The following is a 19,435-nucleotide window of genomic DNA, read 5'->3' as shown; positions in this document are numbered from 1 at the left end:
ATGGGAATTCCGCGCGCGGCGGGGGCCGCGCTGCCGACCAGTTCAGGACGTGTTGCTTGATCACGCTTTACGCCGCGATGCTCGTGACGCTGGGATTCCTTATCGCGGCCCTGCTTGTCGTTGTCCTTTTGCCGGCCTATCGCCGCCGTATCGAACGGTTCACGACCGAAGCGCTGAAACGCACGCTACCGCTCACCGAGGAGGAAATCCGCGCCGACAAGGATCGAATGCGGGCGGACTTCGCGATGGAAGTGCACCGGCTCGAAACGAAGGTCGAGGAGGCGAGTTTTTCGACCGCCCGGCAAAGCGTCGAAATCAATCGGCGGGATGCCAAGATCCAAGAGCTGACGGAAACGATCGCAGACCACAAGATGAGCGCAGACGAGCATGAGAATGCACGGCGCGTCCTCGAGCAGGCGATCCTCGACCGGTTGCCGAAGGTTGAGCTGCGGCTGACCGAAACGCGCAAGCTGCTCGCAACGCGCGACCGCGAAATCCGTGAGTTGCTCGCGACCAGCGCCAAGCAGGCGACGGCGCTCGAGGAAGCGGCGCAGATCAACGCGCAACGCGAAAAGGAACTCGTCAAGCTGCGCACGACGCTGGACACGCGCGCGTCGCGTTTCCGTAGCAGCCGTTCCGATGATCGGGCCGACGGCAGCGTGGCGCTCAAGTCGGAGCTTGAATCGCTGCGCGCGCAAAATCGTGAGCAAGCCGCGCTCATCACGAGATTGCAATCGCCGAACGGCAAGGCGCAAGCGGCCGCCGGCGAACGCGATCGCAATGCCGAGATCAAGAAGCTGACGCTTGCGCTTGCGAAAGCCGAATCCGATCTGGCCTCAGCCAAGGCGAACGTCGGCAACGAAGACGCGCAACGCATGGCGCTGGAGGATCGTCTCGCAGACCTGCAGGCCGCGAGCGATGCCAAGTCGACGGAACTCGCGAAGCTGAAGGCGGCCGTCAAGGCGTTCGAGGAAAATGCGGCCGGCACGCCGGGCATCGCGCAGAAGGCGGATCTTAGCGCGCTGCAGGTCGAAGTCGACGATCAGCGGCAGACGATTGCGGCTCTCCGTGCCGAGATCGCGGCCGATCAGGAACGTCTGTCGCGACAGGCGCAGCACTTTCACGACGAGTTGCGCCGAATGGGGACCCGTCCCTCCGCCGAAAAGGAAGCCGATGTGGCGAATGCCACACCGCGCAAGCCGCTGGCGGAACGGATCGCCGCGCCGCGGCCCGTCCGGTCTGCGGATCATGAAGCCGTCGCTCCAAGCAACGGCAACGGAGCGGATACGGCGCGGGAGACGCGCGCGCAGCCTTATTTGCGGGCACTCAACGGCAATGACAATGAGGCTTCCAGCGACGGTAAGGGTGCGCCGGATGTCGATCGGCCGCCGCCGCTGCCGGCGGGAGAGCCGGTGAAGGATGCGCTCGGGGCGACGCCGCCGCCCGTCCGGCGTCCGCGCCTGCTGGAACGGATCAGCGGGCTCGACAAGCGTTAGATCGCTGCTGCCGTATTTCAGCGCAGAGCTGCAGTGCGAGTTGCGCCTTTGACAGGGCGGTTCCACATTCTAAGTTATTGCGCGGCAAGTCATTTGGCGCGCGTGCAGCAGGTAAATTGGCGTGACGACGGAACATCAGACCGGCAAGTCTCAGTCTGCCTCTCACGAGGGGCATGATCACGACGATCATGACCATGCCGATCATGAGCATGGCTCAGATGCGCACGGCCACAGTCATGCTCATGGCCATAGCCATGCGCCCAAAGACTTCGGATTTGCGTTCGCGCTGGGCGCCGCGCTGAATGTTGCGTTTATCGTAGTCGAGGCGGGCGCTGGCTTTTATGCGAACTCGATGGCGCTGCTCGCCGACGCCGGGCACAATTTGAGCGACGTTTTGGGGCTTCTGATCGCATGGGGCGCGACGCTTCTCATGAAGCGCCGTCCGACGTTGCGATATACCTATGGCTTTGGATCTTCGACCATTCTCGCGGCATTGGCCAATGCCGTGCTGCTGCTGATTGCGGTTGGTGCGATCATACTGGAGGCCGTTCAGCGCCTCGGCAACTCGGCGCCGCCGGTCAACGACGTGACAATCATCATCGTCGCCAGCATTGGCATTCTGATCAATGGCTTCACCGCATGGTTGTTTGTTTCGGGCACCAAGCATGACGTCAACATCCGCGGCGCTTACCTGCATATGGCGGCGGATGCTGCGGTGTCGCTCGGCGTCGTTCTGGCGGGCTTCGCGATGTTGGCAACGGGATGGGACTGGTTGGATCCGGTCGTCAGCCTCGTCGTCGCCGGGGTGATCGTCTGGGGAACGTGGGGGCTTCTCAAGGATACCATGCGGCTTGCGCTGCATGGCGTGCCGGCCAGGATCAGTACGGATGGCGTCAGGAGCAAGCTGGTAGCGTTGCCGGGCGTTGAAAGCGTTCACGATCTGCATATCTGGCCGATGAGCACCACGGAGACGGCGTTGACCTGTCATCTGGTCATGCCGGCCGGGCATCCGGGTGATGCTTTCATCGTCAGCACGGCCAAGATGTTGCAGAAAGAGTTCGATATCCGGCACAGCACTCTGCAATTCGAGGTTGGCCCGGGGATCGCCTGCGGCTCGGAATGCTCGGTTTAAAAGCTAACCGCCAACAATGCGGAACCGCTTGCCTGGCCTGGCGTATTAACCGGACGTCGCAATGTGTTGGACAAAACCGGCGGAAAAAGCCAGAATGCTCAGTATATTTATATTCCGTTAGGCCTATTCGGATTGCAGACCAATCCTACGTTTCCAACGCTCTAGAATAGCAATCGCGCAGATGAAATCCCCGTCGCCTTCCCGGCGGGTCCCCCGTAGACCGGAGTGCGTGCGTTGAATCTGGTGATTGAAAATTGCGAGCCCGCAGTGCTCGTCCCCTTTTTCAAAGTCGAAGATCTTGAGACGGACGCGACCCTTCGGTCGCTTCAGCGCAACGAGGTGCTTTTCGAAGCAGGCGATCTGAAATCCCATCTCTATAGAATTGAGACGGGAGCGCTCTGCGTTTACGTCACGCATCCGGACAAGACTCGCGAGATCATCGAATTCGCGCTCGCCGGCGACGTCGTCGGAATGGGATTTCTCGAACGGCACGCGACGGCTGCGCGAGCCGTGGTCGACACGAAAGTCAGATGCCTCGCTCTCGACGAGATCGATCGCCTGACCGCCGAGGATGCGCGGGCGAAGAGCCGATTTGACGATGCGGTCGAACGCGAGTTCGCGCTTCGGCGGGATCATATCGTCAATAGCGGAAGTCCGCGTCAGCTCGTGCAGCTCGCGGCGTTTCTCGTCGCCCTCGCACATCAGAACGAAAGCGAAGGGCGCGACCCGGCGTTGATCGACGATTCATTGGAATGCGCAGTCGTAGCCGGTTACCTCGGGATCAGCGTCGATCGTCTTGCGAAGATGCTCTTGGAGCTCGATGAGCTGGGTATGATCGAGGCCGCGCCCGATCATGGAATGCGCATCACGGATATGAAACGTCTCGAAGCTCTTTCGGATGAAATTGCCGATCCGCTGCTTCAGTCGGATTTACCCGATGCGGAACGTCAGCTGCCGGGCAGCTGAGTGTCGTGACGATAGCGTCGCGGGCTGCGGAGGTATCTCCACGACAGCCGGCATTGAACGCGCGACGCCGTTCGAAGGATTTATTTGGTCAGGATCAGCTTGTTGGCCGCCGTAATGCGGAGGCGATAGTCGGCACCATTATGCCGGATCAATAATTCCTTCGCGCCCTTGAATAAATCCAGGCTGCTCAATTCGGGCACTGCGGAATTCGTTCCCTCAGGCAAGGGAACGATAGAGTTCATTGCCGTTTCAGCAGGTTTTTTCGCACGCTGATCTCTCCGACGGTTTTGTGTCGCCGATGTCACGCGTTCGACCCCTGTTCCCACACGCTTGCATTCCAGTTTCAATGTTGACATATATAGTACAGTTTAACTATGCAACAACTAGGTCGTTGGCGACCGAGCTGCGCACGTTTGATGGAGTGACTGCCGTAGGGCGAAACAGACGATAGCGAGCACAGTCTCCAGCCATGATCGGACATGTGTCCGGCAACGCCAGCGCCGACAAAACGTAAAGTCGAAAAATCAAAAAAACCCGTTCGATCGCGATGCTCGCGATTCAGCCGGGACCATGCAAATGAGGGTATGACATGTATATCGCGATGAACCGCTTTAAGGTGATCAAGGGACAAGAGAGCGAATTCGAAGCCGCCTGGAAGGGTCGCGATTCCAATCTCAACCGGATGAAGGGATTCATCGAGTTTCATCTTCTTCGCGGTCCTGAGAACGAGGATCACACGCTCTATTCATCGCATACCACCTGGTCGAGCTTCGCTGATTTCGACGCGTGGACCAAATCGGAAGAGTTCCGCGCGTCGCACCGTGGCGCGGGCGACCGCAAGCCGATGTTCCTCGGTCATCCGCAATTCGAAGGCTTTCATGTGATCCAGTCTCTGAGCCTCAACAACAAAGCTGCGGCTGAGTAAGAGAAGGTTTTGTCGATCATGAACCTCGCCGTGCGAGACAGCGTGTCAGCCGATCCGAATGCGGAAGCCGCAGTGCGTAATGCGCTTCGCGACAATCCAGACGGCGTGCTCGAAGCAGTCGCTGCTGCTCATTCCGTTTCCTACCGTTCCGTTCTCGATTGTCTTCCGGCTAAAAACGCAGCGGTCGCTTCAAAAGACAAGTTCGACCGCATCTGGGACGACCTGACCAGCTGGGGCGACGTTGTCTTTATCGTGCACACGGAAGACGGTGTGTTCGAGACAGCCTGCACCATTCCTGCAGGCACGCACGCGCGAGGTTACTTCAACATTCATGGCGACAGCCCGCTCGGCGGTCACCTCAAAATCGAACGCTGCGCGGCGATCTATTTCGTCGACCGGCCGTTTTTCAAGCGCCGTTCCTGCTCGATCCAGTTTCTCAATGGCGAAGGTCAGGCGATGTTCAAGATCTTCGTCGGTCGCGACGAAGCGAAGAATTTGAAGCCGGAGCAGGTGGCTCGCTTCGAGAAACTTCGGACCGAGACGGCGTCAAAAGGGGAAGCGTAGGCGCCAATGAAAATCGCGATACTGCCTGCTTTGGCGGCGATCCTCGGGCTATCCCTGGCGCCGCTGTCAGCCAATGGCGAACAAGCGCAGCAGACCGAAGCCGCGTCCAAAGCGGCGGCTTCGCAGCCTGCGCGCGTGATCGCGGCGGGCGGCGTCGTAACCGAGATCGTCTACGCGCTCGGGCGGTCCGATATTCTCGTTGGTGTCGATACGACCAGCACGTATCCGGAATCAGCGTTGAAAGAAAAACCGGACGTCGGGTACGTGCGTGCGCTCTCTTCAGAAGGTCTTCTGTCGCTGAAGCCGACGACTCTTATTGCTGTGCAATCGGCCGGGCCGCGTGACGTCCTGAAGACGGTCGAGGAAGCCGGCATCAAGGTCCTCACGATCCCGGAAATTTCGACGCCGGCGGGCATTTCGACGAAGGTCAAGGAAATCTCGGATTTCCTGGGCGAAGGCTCGAAGGGGGCCGCGCTCGTAGCCGATATCGATAAACGGTTTGCGGCAGTCGACGCGCTGCGCGCGCAAATCAAGAAGCCGCGCCGCGCTCTCTTCATTCTCTCGTTCCAAAACGGCCGGGCGATGGTCGGCGGCCGCAACACCTCCGCCGACGGCATCCTGGCTCTTGCCGGATTGGAGAATGTCGCGTCGTCGCTCGAGGGTTGGAAGCCGATCAGTGATGAAGCACTGTTCGAAGCCGCGCCCGATGTCATCATCGCGATGGCGAACGGCCAGCAGGTGACGACGGTCGAGAGCATCATGGCCGTACCCGCGTTTGCTGCAACGCCGGCCGCGAAATCGAAGTCGATCCTGATTTTTGATGGCGGCTATCTCTTGAGCTTCGGTCCGCGCACGCCGAGTGCGGCGCAGGATCTGATCCTCGCAGCCTATCCGGAACTCGCCAAACCGGATAAGCGCTCCGATCTTCAGTGATGCAGCACATTCCGCAAGTAGCGTATCGCAAGACGGTGGCGATGGTGGCGCTCTGCGTCTTGCTGGCCGTCGTGGCGCTCGCTGCGATCTGCTTCGGCTCAGTTCCCATCGCGCCGCGCCGCGTGTTCGAGATTCTGTTTGGGCTTGATCCGAGCGAGCAAACGGATTTCGCGCGCGACACACTGGTGATCACCCAAATCCGATTGCCGCGCTTGTTGCTCGGGGCAGCCGTCGGCGCTGCGCTCGCAGCGTCCGGCGCGGTGATGCAAGGTCTGTTTCGCAATCCGCTCGCCGATCCCGGTTTGATCGGCGTGTCCTCCGGCGCGGGCTTTGCCGCGGCGCTCGCGATCGTGCTCGGCGGAACATTGCTGCCGGAGTCCGTCAACAAGCTTCCGTTCGAGATCCTTCCTATCGCAGCGTTCGTCGGTGCGCTGATGGCGACGTTCCTGCTCTACATGGTTGCGAGCCGGGGCGGGCGGACATCGATGGCGATCATGCTTCTCGCCGGCATCGCATTTGCCGCGCTGGCTGGTGCCGGAACGGGCTTGCTCTCCTACATCAGCGATGATCGCCAGCTTCGCGATCTGACGTTCTGGTCGATGGGAAGCCTCGGCGGCGCGACGTGGAGTAAAGTCTCTGTAGTCGTGCCGATGGTGCTACCGACGCTGATCGCCATTCCGTTTCTCGCGCATGGGCTCAACGCCATGGCGCTCGGAGAAGCGGAAGCCTATCATCTTGGCGTCAACGTCAATCGTCTCAAGGTCGCTGCGATCCTGCTCGTTTCGGTCGCGGTCGGGGCTGCTGTCGCGTGCTCGGGGCTTATCGGCTTCGTGGGCATTATCGTGCCGCACGTGCTTCGCCTTGCGGTCGGCGCGAATTATCGTTTCCTGCTGCCGGCTTCGGCGCTGCTCGGCGCGGCATTGCTTGTCGGCGCGGACATCTGCGCAAGGACGATCGTTTCGCCGAGCGAGTTGCCGATCGGGATCATCATGGCGACGATCGGCGCGCCGTTCTTCATCTGGCTGTTGCTCCGTCGTAGTCCGGAGTTCGCCATATGACAGAGATGATCGCCGTTCATGATCTGTCGTATCAGGTCGGCCCGAAAAAGCTGCTGGAGCGTATCAGCTTCGCCGCCAAGGCGGGTGAGGTTCTGGCGATCGTCGGGCCGAACGGTGCGGGCAAGTCGACGCTGCTGCGCATGTTGTCGGGCGAAGCTCGGCCGAGCGAGGGCACAATCCTGATCCGCGGCGAGGCGCTCGAAGCGATGCCGCAGCGGCAGCTTGCGGCCAGGCGAGCGGTGATGCTGCAGAATTCGCGTGTCGCGTTTCCGTTCACGGCATTCGAGGTCGTGCGTCTCGGGGCGGAAGGTGTCGGCATCGGCCTGTCGCGCAGAGATCGCGATCAAATCGCGCTCTCAGCGTTGGCAAGCGCGGACGCGGCGGAGTTCACGGAGCGTAATTTCCTGACGCTGTCGGGGGGCGAGCAGCAGCGCGTGAGCTTTGCGCGCGCATTGGCGCAGCTGGCTGCGGGAAAGACGCTCGAGGCCGATCAAATTCTCATGCTGGATGAGCCGATCGCCAGCCTCGACATCCGTCATCAGCTGGCGCTTCTGGAGCATGCGCGCATGCTCGCGCACTCCGAGCGCGTGCTTGTGATCGTCGTTCTGCACGATCTCGCGCTAGCGCATTCGTTCGCCGATCGGACACTCGTTCTGCAGAAGGGGCGGCTTGCCACGATAGCGACGAGCGAGGCGCCGCTTTCGCGCGATCTGATCGAACGGATTTTTGAGGTTTCAATCGTTGCGGAGCATTGCCACGGCACGCCGTGGCGGCACCTCGAAGGATCGCAATCCTCTACGGCGTTCTCCCAGCAGCGCCGGGCGGGCGCTTCGAGCTAAACCGAGATCAGCTGGCAGGTGTAAGCGCGGCCATCAGCGGTGACTGCATCGCTATCGCCGAAGGCCGCGTCGTTTTCTTTTCGAGGTGAGATGCCAATCGCAGTCGTTGCCGTTTAGCGTTTGGCTACGGCGTCACTTCTGTTTGGCGACCGGTTCGACTGGCAAGCCTGCCTGCTTCCACGCTTTGAAGCCGCCATCGATATGCGCGACGTGGCTCAGTCCCATGTCTTGCAGAGTCGCCGCAGCGAGGCTCGATCGGCCTGAAGACGCGCAATAGAGAATCAATTCGTTGCCCGAACTGAATACATCCTTGTGATATGGACTGGCGGGATCGGCCAGGAACTCCAGCATTCCGCGCGGCGCAGGCACAGCTCCAGGGATTACTCCATCGGCTTCGAGTTCGTGGGGTTCGCGAATGTCGATGAAGGTGACGTTGGGGCCGTTCAACTTCGCCTTAGCTTCGTCAAGCGTCAGCGTCCGAATTCGATCCCGAGCTTCCGCGATGAGCTGCTTGATGCCTTTGGTAATTCCCATTTCCATCTCGTCCATTTGATTGCGTACGCATACGTCTTTCAACCTGATCGACGTCTGCCGGGGAAATCATAACGGGTAAGTTGGGGACGACATTCTTTTTTCCAATCGATTTGGTCCGCGTCGTTCTGGCGAATTGTAGATATTTTAACCAAAACTGCACGGCCCGCTCGTAGAGTTGCCACGGTTTTGGAGCAAGCCAATCTCCGACGTACCCGTGAAGGTGCTACGATGTTTTGGGGGAAGGGGCGGCATTCTGCCGTCCAACACAGCTTCGCTGATGACGATCATAAGGTGCTGCGAGCCGGTGTGCTTGCCGCGCTCGTATGTCTTTGTCCGCTTTTTGCGCCGAGCGTGGATGCCAAGACGCCGGGAGCGAAGTATTGCTTCAGTGGCTGGTGCCATCGCGTCGGCACGTTGAAGCAAACCGAAAGTCTCGTCGGCTGGCGCGGCTATCTGCAGGCCTCGTTCTACGATGACTGCAGCCGCGATCGCCTGAACCCGTGCGGGTTAACGAGTTCGGGAAGCGTGTTCCGTCCGGATCTTCCAGACAATGCAGCAAGCCCGCTGTTCCCTGATGGGACCGTGATCCTCGCTTACAATCCGCGGACCGGACGCGCGTCCGTTCTGCGCATCACCAATGCCGGCCCCTACAGCGGACAGCGCAAGCTCGATGTTTCGCGCGCCGCCGCCGATAGTCTCGGGTTTCGGAAGGAAGGCGTCGCGCATCTCGTCGTCAGCGTCTTGAAGGCTCCAACCGCGCAAGAGGCGACGTACGCACGGCGGCGCGTTTATCCGAGCGTGCCAGGTTTTCTCGGCAGCTTCGGCAATTTCGATGAGGCTTACGCGGCGGGCTTGAAGAAACTCGATCTCGACGAGCCGCAGGCTGCGGATGCGGAAATGTTCGCGTCAGCCGAGCCGGCCGGCGCGAGTGCTTCAGACGAGGACCCGGTTCCGAAACCGCGCCCGGCCGTGTCGCCGTATCTCGCGCGCGAACTCGTCATGCTGAAATTGTTGCCGCGGCCGGCACGTCGTGCACGTCCCGCCGATGCCGTTGGCGAAGCTGAACTGGAGCCGCAAGCTGAACGTGCTCCTGCGACATCGCCAAGCGCGATTGATTTCGGATTCGGACTACGGAAGTTTATCGGCACGTCACAGGTTGCGGCGAGTTCCAGCAAGTAGCCGCGCGCACTTCGTCGCTGCGCGCATGAACGCGCGCACGGGCTCGCATTTCATCTAGACTTATTGCGATGATTTGGCGTGAACCGACGTGTTCGGCTCGAGTGCCATTGTTTTGTCTGCGGTGAGGGCCGCGGCTTGCTTCCGAGGACGCACGGCGAGCGTCGGAAGCTTGATCAGAACAGGTTCGTCGAGCATCGGCTCATCGACCGGCAAAGCGGGCTCCGATATAGGGCGCTGAATTTGCGCCACATGCTGCTTTTTGACCGGGGTCTTTACGGCCTTGACGATCTTGGTCGGAGCGGCTGGCGCTGGCGGCGCTTTCTGCTGTTCCTCAAGGGTCGCGGTTCCGGTTTCGCCGTCCTCGCGCTGCCAGAAAATCCGTTGTCCGTCGCGTTGAATGGCGAGGCAATGCTGCTCGCCGCTGAACCAGCGGAACCACTTGTAGCAGATGCGGTCTTCCGCGAGCCAATAGCGGCCTCGGTCTTTTTGCGAGCCGAGATACGACGCCAACTGACCGGCATCTCCCGACATCAGGCCATCGCCATCAAACTTGATGGGGACCACCATTCCGAGCGGAGTGTCGAGCTTGAGAACCGATCCGGGGAGCGTCGCTTTGATCGCGTCGGCGTTCAACGGAACCGGCTCGGCGGCAACGGTGTGGGCGTTGAGGACGCAGGACGTGATGGCAATAAAACACAAAGTAATACGCACGATAAAGTCCCCGAAGCCCCGATCTACTTCCGGGATAACTGTGGCGCCATCAAGATCGCTGATTGTTCTCCGTTTCAACACTTCTGCCAATCCAGTTTTCTGGTCTCGACGGTGTCCAAATGCGCGCGAGAAGCGGACTTTCCGAATGGGATAGTCAACTCATGCGATCGCAAAGTTCATGAAATGCAAACTACGATGCAAAGGCTTTTTTTCTCTTAAGACTTCGTTCGCTTTGTCCCGAAGGCGGTCGCCGCCGATCGCGGTGTCGACCACATAATTCGGATGCGACGCGGGCGGATTTTGTCGCCCATCCCGCCGCTTCACCCCATTTCCGCCGCGGCGGAGCCGGACTAAGTTCGGAAACCGAGATAACGGGGAAGTCAGGGGACGTCGATGTTAGGTGGAAGGGCGGAGCGCGCTGATCGTGGTGCGGTGATCGTGACCGTGCACGGCACGAATGATGCGGCTCCGGAAGATGACGGCGGCCGCTGGTGGCAGAAGGGCTCTCCTTTCACCGAGCGTCTTGTCGGTGAGCTGGCGCAGCGGGGCATTGCGGGCGCCGAGATCGTGCCGATGCACTGGTCCGGCGCGAATTCGGACTATGACCGGCTGACCGGGTCGGCGAACCTCGCGCGCTTGCTGCACCGGCTCGACAAGGACGGACGGCCGCACGCCGTCATCGCGCATAGTCACGGTGGAAACGTCACGCAGGAAGCGCTGGCGCAGACATCCCGCGCCGGACGCCGCGGCGGGGTTGTTTCGTTCGGAACGCCGTTCTTTACCCGGCGTCTCAAAGCCGTGCCGCTCGCGATTGCGCTGTTTCAGATCGTCATGGGTGCGGTCGTCGCTCCAATCATGGTCTGGTATCTCATTTCCATTCTCGGCGAAGGCACGGACAAGATCGTCGAGACGATCGTCGTGTTCGGCGGCCTGCTTGCGCTTTCGCTGTGGAGTCTCGTCGCTGGCGTGCGCAAGATTTTTCATCGCGCCTTCGCCATGCGGCGGTTCGCGAAATCGATGTCGCCGAAGGATTGGCTGGTGATTCATAGCCCGCGCGACGAAGCCATGCGCTTGCTCGAACAGGCGGCCGTGCTGTCGCCGCACTACGTCAAGACGGAAGCCGCCGTGCGCGCATTGACGGCGTTCGCGGCGCTCGCGGGTGTCGTGGTGACGACGGCGGTATTCCTGCTCTACGGCGGCTATTTCCTAAGACCGATCATCGACAAGATTTCTGCCGGAGAGTTCGGGCTCGGCATGGCGGCCGATTTCACGTTTCTCCTCCTGGTGCCGGTCGTCTACGGCGCGGTCTTTCTGCTTATCGCCGGGCTGGCGCGAGCCGGTGGCGGATGGCTTTATGCCAAGGTTTTGAGTTCGGCCATTCATGGCGGCGTGCTCGGCGCGGCGTTCGGCGACGACGGCCGTTTCAAGCTGACAGGTATCCGCCGTCTTCCTCCATATCTCAGCGAAGCCAAGGAGCAGCGTATCGATGCACTGAGCTTCGGCGGTGTGGACGATGCAGCGGTGTTCGTGGCGGCGCAGAAACTTTACGACAGCATCGTTGCAGCGGAAGGCCCGGAAGGCGGCATCACCGATGCCGACACGATGTGGAAGCGTCTCAGCGATGCGCTCTACCACAATGCCTACATGCGCGATGACGGTGTGATTGCGGTCGTTGCCGATCATCTTGTCGATGCCTGGGGAAGGAAAGGCGGCGCGCAAATTAATCCTTGATCGAGCTTTTTTGAGCCGACACTTCTCGCCGGGCCATAACACAGACGACGGCGGGATCAGATCGTCGCGAATGGCGCGCAGCAAGCGAAGGTGAGCACCTTGTCGAATGTCATCGTTCGGAATTGGCGAGGTGACTGCGCTTTTTGGGCGAGCCTGCTGGCGTGGACGATCGTTCTGCCGTTGCTCGTCTATACGATCGTGACGTTCTGGTTGACGCAGTGGTCGCTGCAAGACACGCCGGTCTCGCGGATGGTTCAGGGCGGGCTGGGATTCCTGGTCATCGGCATCGTCGCTATCTGGCAATTCGTCGGCATGTGGCGGGCGAGTACGGCTGAGAAAAACCCCGGCAGGTGGGGCGCGACGCGGTGGTTCGCGCGCGGTGTCGCGACGCTGATCGGAGCGGCGGGTCTGCTTTTGCTGATCCCTTTTCCGTCCGGCATGATCTCGCTCTACAAAGATGCCACCGATCAGGATTGGGTCGGTCTACAGGGCCACACGGTGTCGGTCGACGACAAGACTCTTGAGATCAAGGGTTATCTGTCGTGGGGCGTTCTCGGCGAAGTGTCCCGCGCGCTCGCGGCGAACCCCGAAATTGAAACCGTTCTGCTGAACAGTCCCGGCGGACACGTGGGCGTCGGCACGCGGCTGCATGATGAAATCAAATCGCGATCGCTTGCGACCTATGCTGACGAGTTGTGCGCAAGCGCATGCACGCTCGCGTTTCTCGGCGGCAATCCTCGCACGATACGCAAGGGCGCCAAGCTCGGCTTTCACGCGGTCGGCGGAGAGAGCGCCAATTCGATCGGAGCGGGCACCGATAAAATCCGGGCGCTGTATCAGGCCGCCGAGATTCCGGATGCTTTCATCGAGCGGGTGTTTGCGACGCCGACAACCAGTGCCTGGTATCCCAATCAAAAGGAACTGATGGGGGCTCACGTCGTCACAGACGTCGTTCGCTGATGCAAGGACATCAGACGATTGAGCTTTATTTGCTCGCCGGTTGACACTTCGCGCCGTTGGCTTGCGCGGTTTTGATCAGATCCTTGGACGTCGCGATGATGGCGCTGATCTTGCCGCGAGCAAGAGCGAACGGCGCGCTGTCAACGTCATAGTCGCGGATGGGTTCTGCTCCGAGCGTCTCGGCAAGTGCGCAGCCGGCGTCCGAATAACATGCGACCGTCGTGTCGGGGCCAGGTGGGTCATCCTTGGGATTGGTACAGATCGTTTCGACGGCAAGCTCAGCGGCAACGGCGTGTTGAGCCAAGGTCATGCCGGAACAGACCATCAGCATGCAGACGAGCGATCTCATGATTATCCCTCTTGGCGTTTTCAGGCGAGGAGCCTCGGACGCTCAACACTTACAAGTCTTGTGAGGTTAGGGAAGGTCAGGAGCCGTCGACGATGCGATCAATTTGGAAAAGCGGTTTATATTTGCGGGCAACGAGCGTCACGCGCGCGCCGACCGGCACCGGCCGGTAGCCGCTGGTGACCAGCGGGACGGTCACGCCGCTGTCGGTCAGCAGTTCGCCATAGTCGCTTCGCCAAACCTTGACGATGCCGGAAAAGACCTGCGCCTCATCCTCAAGCGGTGCGCGATCCTGCATGTCTCACCTTTTGCCGAACGGGGGTGCGGTCCCTTGAGGAACGTGCACGCTTGAACTCATGAGGGTGCTTCGAAGGCCGGGAACAGCCCGGCGGCTACAGATGCGGCGTTTGCCATATCCGCATTCGATCGCGGCCGGTCGCCTTGAGGCGATGCGGGCTCATGGGATGGAAGGTGCGTGGATTGACGTTCATATTGGGTACCTCGCGGCGCGATCCGGTCGCGCGTTCCGCTAGGAGCAAGGCCGTGCCGGCCCGCAGTCCCATTCCAAATGTTTAACAGGAGCGTTGCTGTTGGTTGCTACGCTCCATCGCCGACATAACGTGCCCGGAGCATGCAAGGCAACAGCAATTCGCGGGTTTGACGCCGGATGCAAGGCGTTGCCCGCCCTTGTTTTGTTATGATCACCACCGTAGAAATACAGTTGCGCCGATACGTTTTCGGCCGCGACGCAAGAAAGGAATGCTCATGCACGACAGTTTGGATCGCTTTTCGGGAAGCACGATTGTCATGATCATTCTGGTGTCGGCCCTCAGTGTCCTGGGCAGCCTCGCCTTTGCGTGTGCGGCGCCTCTGGCAGCAATCGCGGCATTTGCAGCGCTTATGATGGGCCGGACGACGGGCCTAGCTCTTGTCGCCACGGCGTTGCTTGCCAATCAGCTCGTTGGTTTCGGAGTTCTGCATTACCCGCAAACGGTGGACACGTTCGCCTGGGGCGCGGCGATGGGTGTCTCCGCGCTGATCGCGTTCTTTGTCGCGCACCTCGTCGTCGAACGCCTTCAAGGCCGCTCGCCCATGCTGACGGTGCCTCTCGCGTTCGCCGTCGCGTTTGCGACGTATCAGATGGCGCTGTTCGTGACCGGCTATCCGCTCGAGGGCTCCGAGGCGACGCTGTCGGCCGATGTCGTCCGCCGCGTTTTCGAAGTCGACTTCGTCGCGTTCGGAGCGCTGCTGGTTCTGCAGTGGGTCTGGACGATGGCGCGCAGCGCTGTCTCGGCAAAGCACGCTTAAACGACGCGATCCGTTTGGAGCGAAGGTGGCGGGAGCCCAGTCTTCCGCCAACCGACCTTCGGTTCGCTCTCTCCAATCTCGCTCGCCTGTCAAATTGAACGGCGGTCAATCAATGACCGCCGACATCGAATCGTTGGATATTGCGCGCCAGCGAGCACGTTGCGCAGTCCCTCGACCGGTCACATGCAGCCACGCTGATCGTCGCGCGCCGATGGCGGCCCGCAAAGGCCGAGAGGACTGCATTCATGGCGATCCAGTTGTTCGTCCCGACGTTCGATGTCGAGGCTTGCCTCGGTGAGATTCGTGAATGTCTGGAAAAAGGATGGACCGGCGCCGGCTTCAAAACGATCGCGTTCGAAGAGGCCTGGAAGGGCTATAGCGGTCTTCCTCATGCTCATTTTCTCAACTCGGCGACGAGCGGCCTGCATCTGGCACTCGACATCTACAAGGAACGGCACGGCTGGGCGGACGGCGATGAAGTTATCACCACGCCGATCACGTTCGTCTCGACCAACCACGCCATTCTGCATGCGAACCTGAAGCCGGTGTTCGCCGACGTCGACGCGCATCTGTGTCTCGATCCGGATGATGTCGAGCGCAAGATTACGCCGCGCACCCGCGCCGTCGTTTTCGTCGGGCTTGGCGGCAATACGGGCCAGCTTTCGCGGATCGCGGAAATCTGCACGCGGCATAAGCTCGTCCTCGTGCTCGACGCGGCGCACATGGCGGGGACGAAGCTCAACGGCGAGACGCCGCGCGGAGACGTGACGGTCTATTCGTTCCAGGCGGTCAAGAATTTGCCGACGGCGGATGCCGGCATGATCTGTTTCGCCGACGAAGACTTCGATGCGCTGGCGCGCCGGAAGAGCTGGCTCGGAATCAACAAGGATACGTACGCGCGATCTGCCGATGCGTCTGCCTACAAGTGGCAGTACGAGGTGGAATCCGTCGGCTACAAGTATCACGGCAATTCAATCATGGCCGCGATCGGGCTGGCGCAGTTGCCTCATCTTGATGCGCACGATGCGCGCCGCCGGGAGATCGCCGCTCTTTACGACAAGGGTTTTTCAGGGCGCGCGGAAATCGCAACAGTGCCGACGGCGGCCGGATGTTTCTCGTCGCGCCACCTATATCAAATCCTGATCGATGATCGCGAAAAACTCATCGCGGGCTTGAATGCGCGCGGCATCAACACGGGTGTTCATTACCGCAACAACCTCGATTATCCGATGTTTGCGGATCAGCACGCGGCTTGTCCCAAAGCGGCAAGGCTGTCGCAACATGTGCTGTCTCTGCCTTTGCATCCGCAGCTTTCAGATGGCGACGTGGCCCGCGTCGTTGACGCGGTGTGCACATGCGTTGAGAGCAGGCTCGAGCGGGCGCTCTGAGTGGATGCCATGAGCGGAGGCACCGGAGCGAGCATGGCGAAGCCGGTCATACCGTCGGAGCTTCTTGTCGACGACGCCGTTCATCTGACGCCGATCGGCGCCGATGATCTCGAAATGATGCGGGCGTGGCGCAATCGCGACGACATCCGGATCTGGTTCAATGACGGACGATTGATCGAGGTGGCGCAGCAGCAAGCCTGGTATCGCGCTTACATCGAAAATCCGACCGACGTGATGTTTATCGTCCGGCGCGCGGCCGACGATCTGCCGGTCGGCACCATCGCAATTTATCAGATCGATCTCGACGCAAAGCGAGCGGCGGTTGGGCGCTTGATCATCGCGGAGGGCAGGGGCGGAGGCCTCGGATACGCCGCGCTGTTCCGCGCGTGCCTTGCGGCATTCGAAGGGTTGGGCATCGAGACGCTGGAAAGCGAGGTCAAGTCAGGAAACGATGCGGCGCTGCGCATAAATCGTGCCGTCGGTTTCCGGCCCAGCGGGGACGCGTCGGATGAGCCGATCAGAATGCAGCTTAGGCTGGAATTTGTCCTGCCGCGCAACCGGGTCTAGCCCTCGGGCGTTGCGACTTGGGCTTGCCTGACTATTCGATTGCGTGTTCACTGACTGTCGCTAGAGGCGTGCTTTCGTAAATCTCCATTCTCAAGATCAGACACCACAAATTGTCCGCGTTCAACACCGCTTGGTGACGTTTGCTCCGCGCCACGCTTTCCTTGCGGGTATTCAGGAGGGATCGATGAATAAGCTCACCGCGCGCGAGTTTCTTATCGGCATTCTGGCCATCGTCTGCATCGCAGTTTCGCGACCGCATTCCGCATCCGCTCAATCGATAGATGAACTCGCCACCGTTTGCGCCGGCTGTCACGGCGAGAACGGCGTTCCAATCGACAAGACCATTCCGAATATCTGGGGGCAGAAACGCTATTACCTGCTGAATCAGCTGCGCCTATTCAAAATCGGGCACCGCAAGAACGAGCAGATGGCTCCGATCGTCGAACCTCTCAGCCAGGCCGACATGGAAGCGCTTGCGACGCACTTCGCGAACTTGCCTTGGCCGGATTTGCAGCAACCCGCCGCAGCGGATGACGTCAAAGCGAAGGCGCGTGCAGCGCTCAATCCGTTGAACTGCAGAGGATGTCACCAGGAGCATTATCAGGGCGATATGGTCAGGCCGCGCCTCGCCGGGCAGCAGGACGAATATCTGCTCAAGACGATGACGGATTTTCATACAGGTGAGCGCAATACTTACCCGGGCATGGTTGCGTTGATGAAGTCCATCGACGAGGGCGAGATCAAATCTCTCGCGACCTACCTTGCAGGATTGAAGCTGCCGGAGCATCCCAAGTAAGCGCCTGATAGCCGTAGTGATAGGATTAATTCTCACGCTATCGCGCGGCTCTCCGAATTCGCAACATTTCACGAAATTTCAGACCCGCCGTGCAAGTTGAACGGCGGGTCATCTTTTTGCCCCGAAGTCCCTGATTTCTTTGTCGCCAGCGGGATATCGACAGAAAATGAGACGGAAGGGTCGTCATGTCGGTTCCGCTGCGCTCGTCGGCTTTCGAAACGTATTCGATCTATGACGAGGATGATCTTTACACCACCGAATTCGAATTGGACGCCGGAGAGAGAATTGGCGGTCCCGTCGCGCGCGCGAATGACGTGCTCGCGTGGTGTACGTCGCTTGCGATCATCGTTGGCGGCGCCTGGGTCTTTACGCACGATGACGGCGCGCTGCTGAGGCGTATGCCGGATTTGGCCTCACGCGTTTCAAGCGCGATTGCCAGCTTGATTCCGGCGTCGGCCGTTCCGAATGAAATCGTCGCCAGCCGGCCTCTGGTGTCGGCGCCGCAACAGCCGTCGCAGGCCGTAGAGACTCCCGTGCCATTGCCAGAGGCAACGCCAGTCACGGAAGCGCCTCCAATCAAATCGGAGCCGATGGATTCTCCTGCTGCGAATGCGCCGAGCGAGTCCGACGCTGGTTCGCCAGACGCCTATCGCGCGCGTGCGGAGGCGGTCGGGCTCAATCCGGATATTTCCCGATCGCTTTTGATGCGGTTTTCGGTGCGGGATTTTGAGAACGCGCGCATCGCGATCGAGCGTGCCGTGGCCAAGACGCCGGACGGCGGCGTGTTCGTGTGGCCGCGTCAGCGCAAGCCGAAGGACGCGCTGTTCCAGGTGAAATTCGTCGAGGGTGCAGGGCCGGATTGCCGGAGGTACGTCGTCACCGTCACGATGGACAATTGGACGACGACGGCGTCGCCGATGGAAAAATGCGGCGTTCCCAAAATCGGAGCGCAGGTAGCAGCCAATGCCGGCAAGCAAAAACGCGCGAAGCCGTAGTTCAACGGCATCTCGCGCGTTTCTCGTGACGTTCGATAAGTCTCAGAGCTTGCAGAGCGTCGCCGATCCGCGACATTCCCAACCGACACTCCCCGGCGCGCACTTGTACGAGCGCTTGCCGAACGTGTAGCCGGGCGTCGTGCCGCTCGAAATGTACGTGAAGTAGATGCTCCAGTCGGTGGACTGCAGGAGCATCGCGTCGACTTGGAACTTGGCGAGGTCTTGCGTCAGCGCGTCGCCAACCGCCGCTTTCTTGAAGCACGACTTTGCCTCGGCCGGAGTGCCTGCTAACGCGCCGGCGAGCAGGCCGGCCGCCATCATGAGAGGAACCTGGCGCATGTGCTGAAACTCCTGTGAGTTGCGCAATCGGGTTTGAGGCGCCGAACCTGCCACACGAGTTTGACGATCACAGACAAATTTGCGCCCGTGCGTGCAGATTTCCACTGCATCGCGTCTTTGGTGCATCGCACGGAGGTGCTTCGGCTAGGCGGCTCGTCAGCCGTTCGGCTTTTGCAGGATAATCCGCCCGCGAGCTTTTCGCCCTCTGTTTCCCGTGCCGGGCGTCGCCTTGCGAACGACCGGCGTGACGATGCGGACCGGTTTCGGTGGCGGCGGTACGATCGAGGGTAGACCGGCGGCATTGCCATTGCTCACCGCCCCGCCCGTGCCGCTTCCCAAAAAGCCGGAGTCCGGCGTGATCAATGGATCGGGCAATAGAGTTGGGCCCCGACGATCGACCGGCGCCGAGACAACGCCCAGTCCGCGCACGCGGGGGCCGGACGCCGATTCATACGCCAAGGCAGATGATGAAAAAGGCATCACGCTGAGCGCAAGACCGGCAACGCTCAGATGAACCGCATGCACAAACGATTTGGAGGCGGGAGGCATGGTCAGACTTCCTCGCTCGATGGGCGCTGTTCGCGACGCACGTTTGATCAAGGTCTGCGCGGGATGCCCCGGCGTCAATGCTTTTCGTCGCTGCGTTGCAATCGGCGGGTGCCCCGAAC

General features: G+C 60.6%; 23 protein-coding genes. 16 read left to right on the top strand and 7 right to left on the bottom strand.

From position 1 onward, the window contains the following. Positions 1–56: 56 nt before the first annotated feature. The 3 genes from HYPGJ_RS09405 (at position 57) to HYPGJ_RS09395 (ending at position 3,594) form a co-directional block, all read left to right on the top strand. Positions 57–1,496 carry a hypothetical protein gene (locus HYPGJ_RS09405; RefSeq protein ID WP_046848271.1) on the top strand — a complete coding sequence of 480 codons (1,440 nt, stop codon included), beginning with the start codon at positions 57–59 and terminating at the stop codon, positions 1,494–1,496. Between the two features lie 121 nt (positions 1,497–1,617). Next, positions 1,618–2,628 (top strand): cation diffusion facilitator family transporter, encoded by a 1,011-nt coding sequence (locus HYPGJ_RS09400; RefSeq protein ID WP_046846977.1) that lies wholly within the window; start codon positions 1,618–1,620, stop codon positions 2,626–2,628. 267 nt (positions 2,629–2,895) lie between these two features. After that, complete coding sequence (locus HYPGJ_RS09395) at positions 2,896–3,594, top strand: Crp/Fnr family transcriptional regulator (protein WP_244466069.1); 699 nt, start codon at positions 2,896–2,898, stop codon at positions 3,592–3,594. 80 nt (positions 3,595–3,674) lie between these two features. Here the strand turns inward: HYPGJ_RS09395 and HYPGJ_RS18755 are convergent, their stop codons facing one another. Beyond that, complete coding sequence (locus tag HYPGJ_RS18755; RefSeq protein ID WP_244466068.1) at positions 3,675–3,899, bottom strand: hemin uptake protein HemP; 225 nt, start codon at positions 3,897–3,899, stop codon at positions 3,675–3,677. 284 nt (positions 3,900–4,183) lie between these two features. On the opposite strand from HYPGJ_RS18755, the gene HYPGJ_RS09390 reads away from it, so the two are divergent. From HYPGJ_RS09390 to HYPGJ_RS09370, 5 genes are read left to right on the top strand one after another with little or no spacing between them, the layout of a single operon-like run. Then, positions 4,184–4,519 (top strand): antibiotic biosynthesis monooxygenase, encoded by a 336-nt coding sequence (locus tag HYPGJ_RS09390; protein WP_046846976.1) that lies wholly within the window; start codon positions 4,184–4,186, stop codon positions 4,517–4,519. Between the two features lie 18 nt (positions 4,520–4,537). Then, entirely contained in the window at positions 4,538–5,083 is a 546-nt protein-coding gene (gene hutX / locus HYPGJ_RS09385; protein ID WP_046846975.1) for a heme utilization cystosolic carrier protein HutX, read from the top strand. 6 nt (positions 5,084–5,089) lie between these two features. Then, the gene (locus HYPGJ_RS09380) at positions 5,090–6,016 is read left to right on the top strand and encodes an ABC transporter substrate-binding protein (RefSeq protein ID WP_046846974.1); all 927 of its coding nucleotides are present in this window, start codon (positions 5,090–5,092) and stop codon (positions 6,014–6,016) included. Continuing rightward, complete coding sequence (locus HYPGJ_RS09375; RefSeq protein WP_046846973.1) at positions 6,016–7,074, top strand: iron ABC transporter permease; 1,059 nt, start codon at positions 6,016–6,018, stop codon at positions 7,072–7,074. Before HYPGJ_RS09380 ends, HYPGJ_RS09375 begins: the two co-directional genes overlap by 1 nt. Continuing rightward, positions 7,071–7,913: a heme ABC transporter ATP-binding protein gene (locus HYPGJ_RS09370; protein WP_070104062.1), complete on the top strand. Its 843-nt coding sequence runs from the start codon at positions 7,071–7,073 to the stop codon at positions 7,911–7,913. Before HYPGJ_RS09375 ends, HYPGJ_RS09370 begins: the two co-directional genes overlap by 4 nt. Before the next feature lie 132 nt (positions 7,914–8,045). Here HYPGJ_RS09370 and HYPGJ_RS09365 read toward each other — a convergent pair whose 3' ends face one another. Continuing rightward, entirely contained in the window at positions 8,046–8,447 is a 402-nt protein-coding gene (locus HYPGJ_RS09365; RefSeq protein ID WP_046848268.1) for a rhodanese-like domain-containing protein, read from the bottom strand. 228 nt (positions 8,448–8,675) lie between these two features. Here HYPGJ_RS09365 and HYPGJ_RS09360 point away from each other — a divergent pair, with 228 nt between their 5' ends. Beyond that, positions 8,676–9,626 (top strand): RlpA-like double-psi beta-barrel domain-containing protein, encoded by a 951-nt coding sequence (locus HYPGJ_RS09360; protein WP_046846972.1) that lies wholly within the window; start codon positions 8,676–8,678, stop codon positions 9,624–9,626. Positions 9,627–9,686: 60 nt separating this feature from the next. Here HYPGJ_RS09360 and HYPGJ_RS09355 read toward each other — a convergent pair whose 3' ends face one another. Further along, positions 9,687–10,337, bottom strand: a complete 651-nt coding sequence (locus tag HYPGJ_RS09355) for a hypothetical protein (RefSeq protein WP_244466067.1) — start codon at positions 10,335–10,337, stop codon at positions 9,687–9,689. 393 nt (positions 10,338–10,730) lie between these two features. On the opposite strand from HYPGJ_RS09355, the gene HYPGJ_RS09350 reads away from it, so the two are divergent. Then, on the top strand, positions 10,731–12,068 hold the full coding sequence (locus HYPGJ_RS09350) for a hypothetical protein (RefSeq protein WP_046846970.1): 1,338 nt from the start codon (positions 10,731–10,733) through the stop codon (positions 12,066–12,068). 99 nt (positions 12,069–12,167) lie between these two features. After that, positions 12,168–13,028, top strand: a complete 861-nt coding sequence (locus HYPGJ_RS09345; protein ID WP_046846969.1) for a hypothetical protein — start codon at positions 12,168–12,170, stop codon at positions 13,026–13,028. Between the two features lie 25 nt (positions 13,029–13,053). Here the strand turns inward: HYPGJ_RS09345 and HYPGJ_RS09340 are convergent, their stop codons facing one another. Together HYPGJ_RS09340 and HYPGJ_RS09335 are read right to left on the bottom strand one after the other, a co-directional pair. After that, complete coding sequence (locus HYPGJ_RS09340) at positions 13,054–13,377, bottom strand: hypothetical protein (protein ID WP_046846968.1); 324 nt, start codon at positions 13,375–13,377, stop codon at positions 13,054–13,056. A 76-nt stretch (positions 13,378–13,453) separates the two neighbouring features. Then, positions 13,454–13,672, bottom strand: coding sequence for a hypothetical protein (locus tag HYPGJ_RS09335; protein ID WP_046846967.1), 219 nt, complete (start codon positions 13,670–13,672; stop codon positions 13,454–13,456). 467 nt (positions 13,673–14,139) lie between these two features. On the opposite strand from HYPGJ_RS09335, the gene HYPGJ_RS09330 reads away from it, so the two are divergent. The 5 genes from HYPGJ_RS09330 (at position 14,140) to HYPGJ_RS09310 (ending at position 18,428) form a co-directional block, all read left to right on the top strand. Then, positions 14,140–14,682: a hypothetical protein gene (locus HYPGJ_RS09330; protein ID WP_046848267.1), complete on the top strand. Its 543-nt coding sequence runs from the start codon at positions 14,140–14,142 to the stop codon at positions 14,680–14,682. 245 nt (positions 14,683–14,927) lie between these two features. Continuing rightward, positions 14,928–16,070 carry a DegT/DnrJ/EryC1/StrS family aminotransferase gene (locus tag HYPGJ_RS09325; protein WP_046848266.1) on the top strand — a complete coding sequence of 381 codons (1,143 nt, stop codon included), beginning with the start codon at positions 14,928–14,930 and terminating at the stop codon, positions 16,068–16,070. 9 nt (positions 16,071–16,079) lie between these two features. Then, complete coding sequence (locus tag HYPGJ_RS09320) at positions 16,080–16,637, top strand: GNAT family N-acetyltransferase (RefSeq protein ID WP_046848265.1); 558 nt, start codon at positions 16,080–16,082, stop codon at positions 16,635–16,637. A gap of 184 nt (positions 16,638–16,821) precedes the next feature. After that, positions 16,822–17,433 carry a c-type cytochrome gene (locus HYPGJ_RS09315; RefSeq protein ID WP_046848264.1) on the top strand — a complete coding sequence of 204 codons (612 nt, stop codon included), beginning with the start codon at positions 16,822–16,824 and terminating at the stop codon, positions 17,431–17,433. 185 nt (positions 17,434–17,618) lie between these two features. Next, entirely contained in the window at positions 17,619–18,428 is an 810-nt protein-coding gene (locus tag HYPGJ_RS09310; protein WP_046846966.1) for a hypothetical protein, read from the top strand. Between the two features lie 42 nt (positions 18,429–18,470). On the opposite strand, the gene HYPGJ_RS09305 is transcribed toward HYPGJ_RS09310, so the two are convergent. Together HYPGJ_RS09305 and HYPGJ_RS09300 are read right to left on the bottom strand one after the other, a co-directional pair. Beyond that, entirely contained in the window at positions 18,471–18,767 is a 297-nt protein-coding gene (locus HYPGJ_RS09305) for a hypothetical protein (RefSeq protein ID WP_046846965.1), read from the bottom strand. A gap of 156 nt (positions 18,768–18,923) precedes the next feature. Further along, positions 18,924–19,316 carry a hypothetical protein gene (locus tag HYPGJ_RS09300; RefSeq protein WP_046848263.1) on the bottom strand — a complete coding sequence of 131 codons (393 nt, stop codon included), beginning with the start codon at positions 19,314–19,316 and terminating at the stop codon, positions 18,924–18,926. Positions 19,317–19,435 lie beyond the last annotated feature (119 nt).

The organism is Hyphomicrobium sp. GJ21, from assembly GCF_001006785.1.
Classification (GTDB): Bacteria; Pseudomonadota; Alphaproteobacteria; order Rhizobiales; family Hyphomicrobiaceae; genus Hyphomicrobium_B.
The sequence above is the reverse complement of the archived record's forward strand: the minus strand, read 5'-3'. Positions and strand labels throughout refer to the sequence as shown.

Coding starts and splice junctions, on each gene's coding strand:
- HYPGJ_RS09340 (WP_046846968.1), bottom strand. CDS start 13,377: ATGAGATCGCTCGTCTGCATGCTGATGGTCTGTTCCGGCATGACCTTG.
- HYPGJ_RS09300 (WP_046848263.1), bottom strand. CDS start 19,316: ATGCCTCCCGCCTCCAAATCGTTTGTGCATGCGGTTCATCTGAGCGTT.
- HYPGJ_RS09330 (WP_046848267.1), top strand. CDS start 14,140: ATGCACGACAGTTTGGATCGCTTTTCGGGAAGCACGATTGTCATGATC.
- hutX (WP_046846975.1), top strand. CDS start 4,538: ATGAACCTCGCCGTGCGAGACAGCGTGTCAGCCGATCCGAATGCGGAA.
- HYPGJ_RS09380 (WP_046846974.1), top strand. CDS start 5,090: ATGAAAATCGCGATACTGCCTGCTTTGGCGGCGATCCTCGGGCTATCC.
- HYPGJ_RS09305 (WP_046846965.1), bottom strand. CDS start 18,767: ATGCGCCAGGTTCCTCTCATGATGGCGGCCGGCCTGCTCGCCGGCGCG.
- HYPGJ_RS09325 (WP_046848266.1), top strand. CDS start 14,928: ATGGCGATCCAGTTGTTCGTCCCGACGTTCGATGTCGAGGCTTGCCTC.
- HYPGJ_RS09375 (WP_046846973.1), top strand. CDS start 6,016: ATGCAGCACATTCCGCAAGTAGCGTATCGCAAGACGGTGGCGATGGTG.
- HYPGJ_RS09390 (WP_046846976.1), top strand. CDS start 4,184: ATGTATATCGCGATGAACCGCTTTAAGGTGATCAAGGGACAAGAGAGC.
- HYPGJ_RS09360 (WP_046846972.1), top strand. CDS start 8,676: ATGTTTTGGGGGAAGGGGCGGCATTCTGCCGTCCAACACAGCTTCGCT.
- HYPGJ_RS09370 (WP_070104062.1), top strand. CDS start 7,071: ATGACAGAGATGATCGCCGTTCATGATCTGTCGTATCAGGTCGGCCCG.
- HYPGJ_RS09365 (WP_046848268.1), bottom strand. CDS start 8,447: ATGGGAATTACCAAAGGCATCAAGCAGCTCATCGCGGAAGCTCGGGAT.
- HYPGJ_RS09320 (WP_046848265.1), top strand. CDS start 16,080: ATGAGCGGAGGCACCGGAGCGAGCATGGCGAAGCCGGTCATACCGTCG.
- HYPGJ_RS09335 (WP_046846967.1), bottom strand. CDS start 13,672: ATGCAGGATCGCGCACCGCTTGAGGATGAGGCGCAGGTCTTTTCCGGC.
- HYPGJ_RS09315 (WP_046848264.1), top strand. CDS start 16,822: ATGAATAAGCTCACCGCGCGCGAGTTTCTTATCGGCATTCTGGCCATC.
- HYPGJ_RS09350 (WP_046846970.1), top strand. CDS start 10,731: ATGTTAGGTGGAAGGGCGGAGCGCGCTGATCGTGGTGCGGTGATCGTG.
- HYPGJ_RS09310 (WP_046846966.1), top strand. CDS start 17,619: ATGTCGGTTCCGCTGCGCTCGTCGGCTTTCGAAACGTATTCGATCTAT.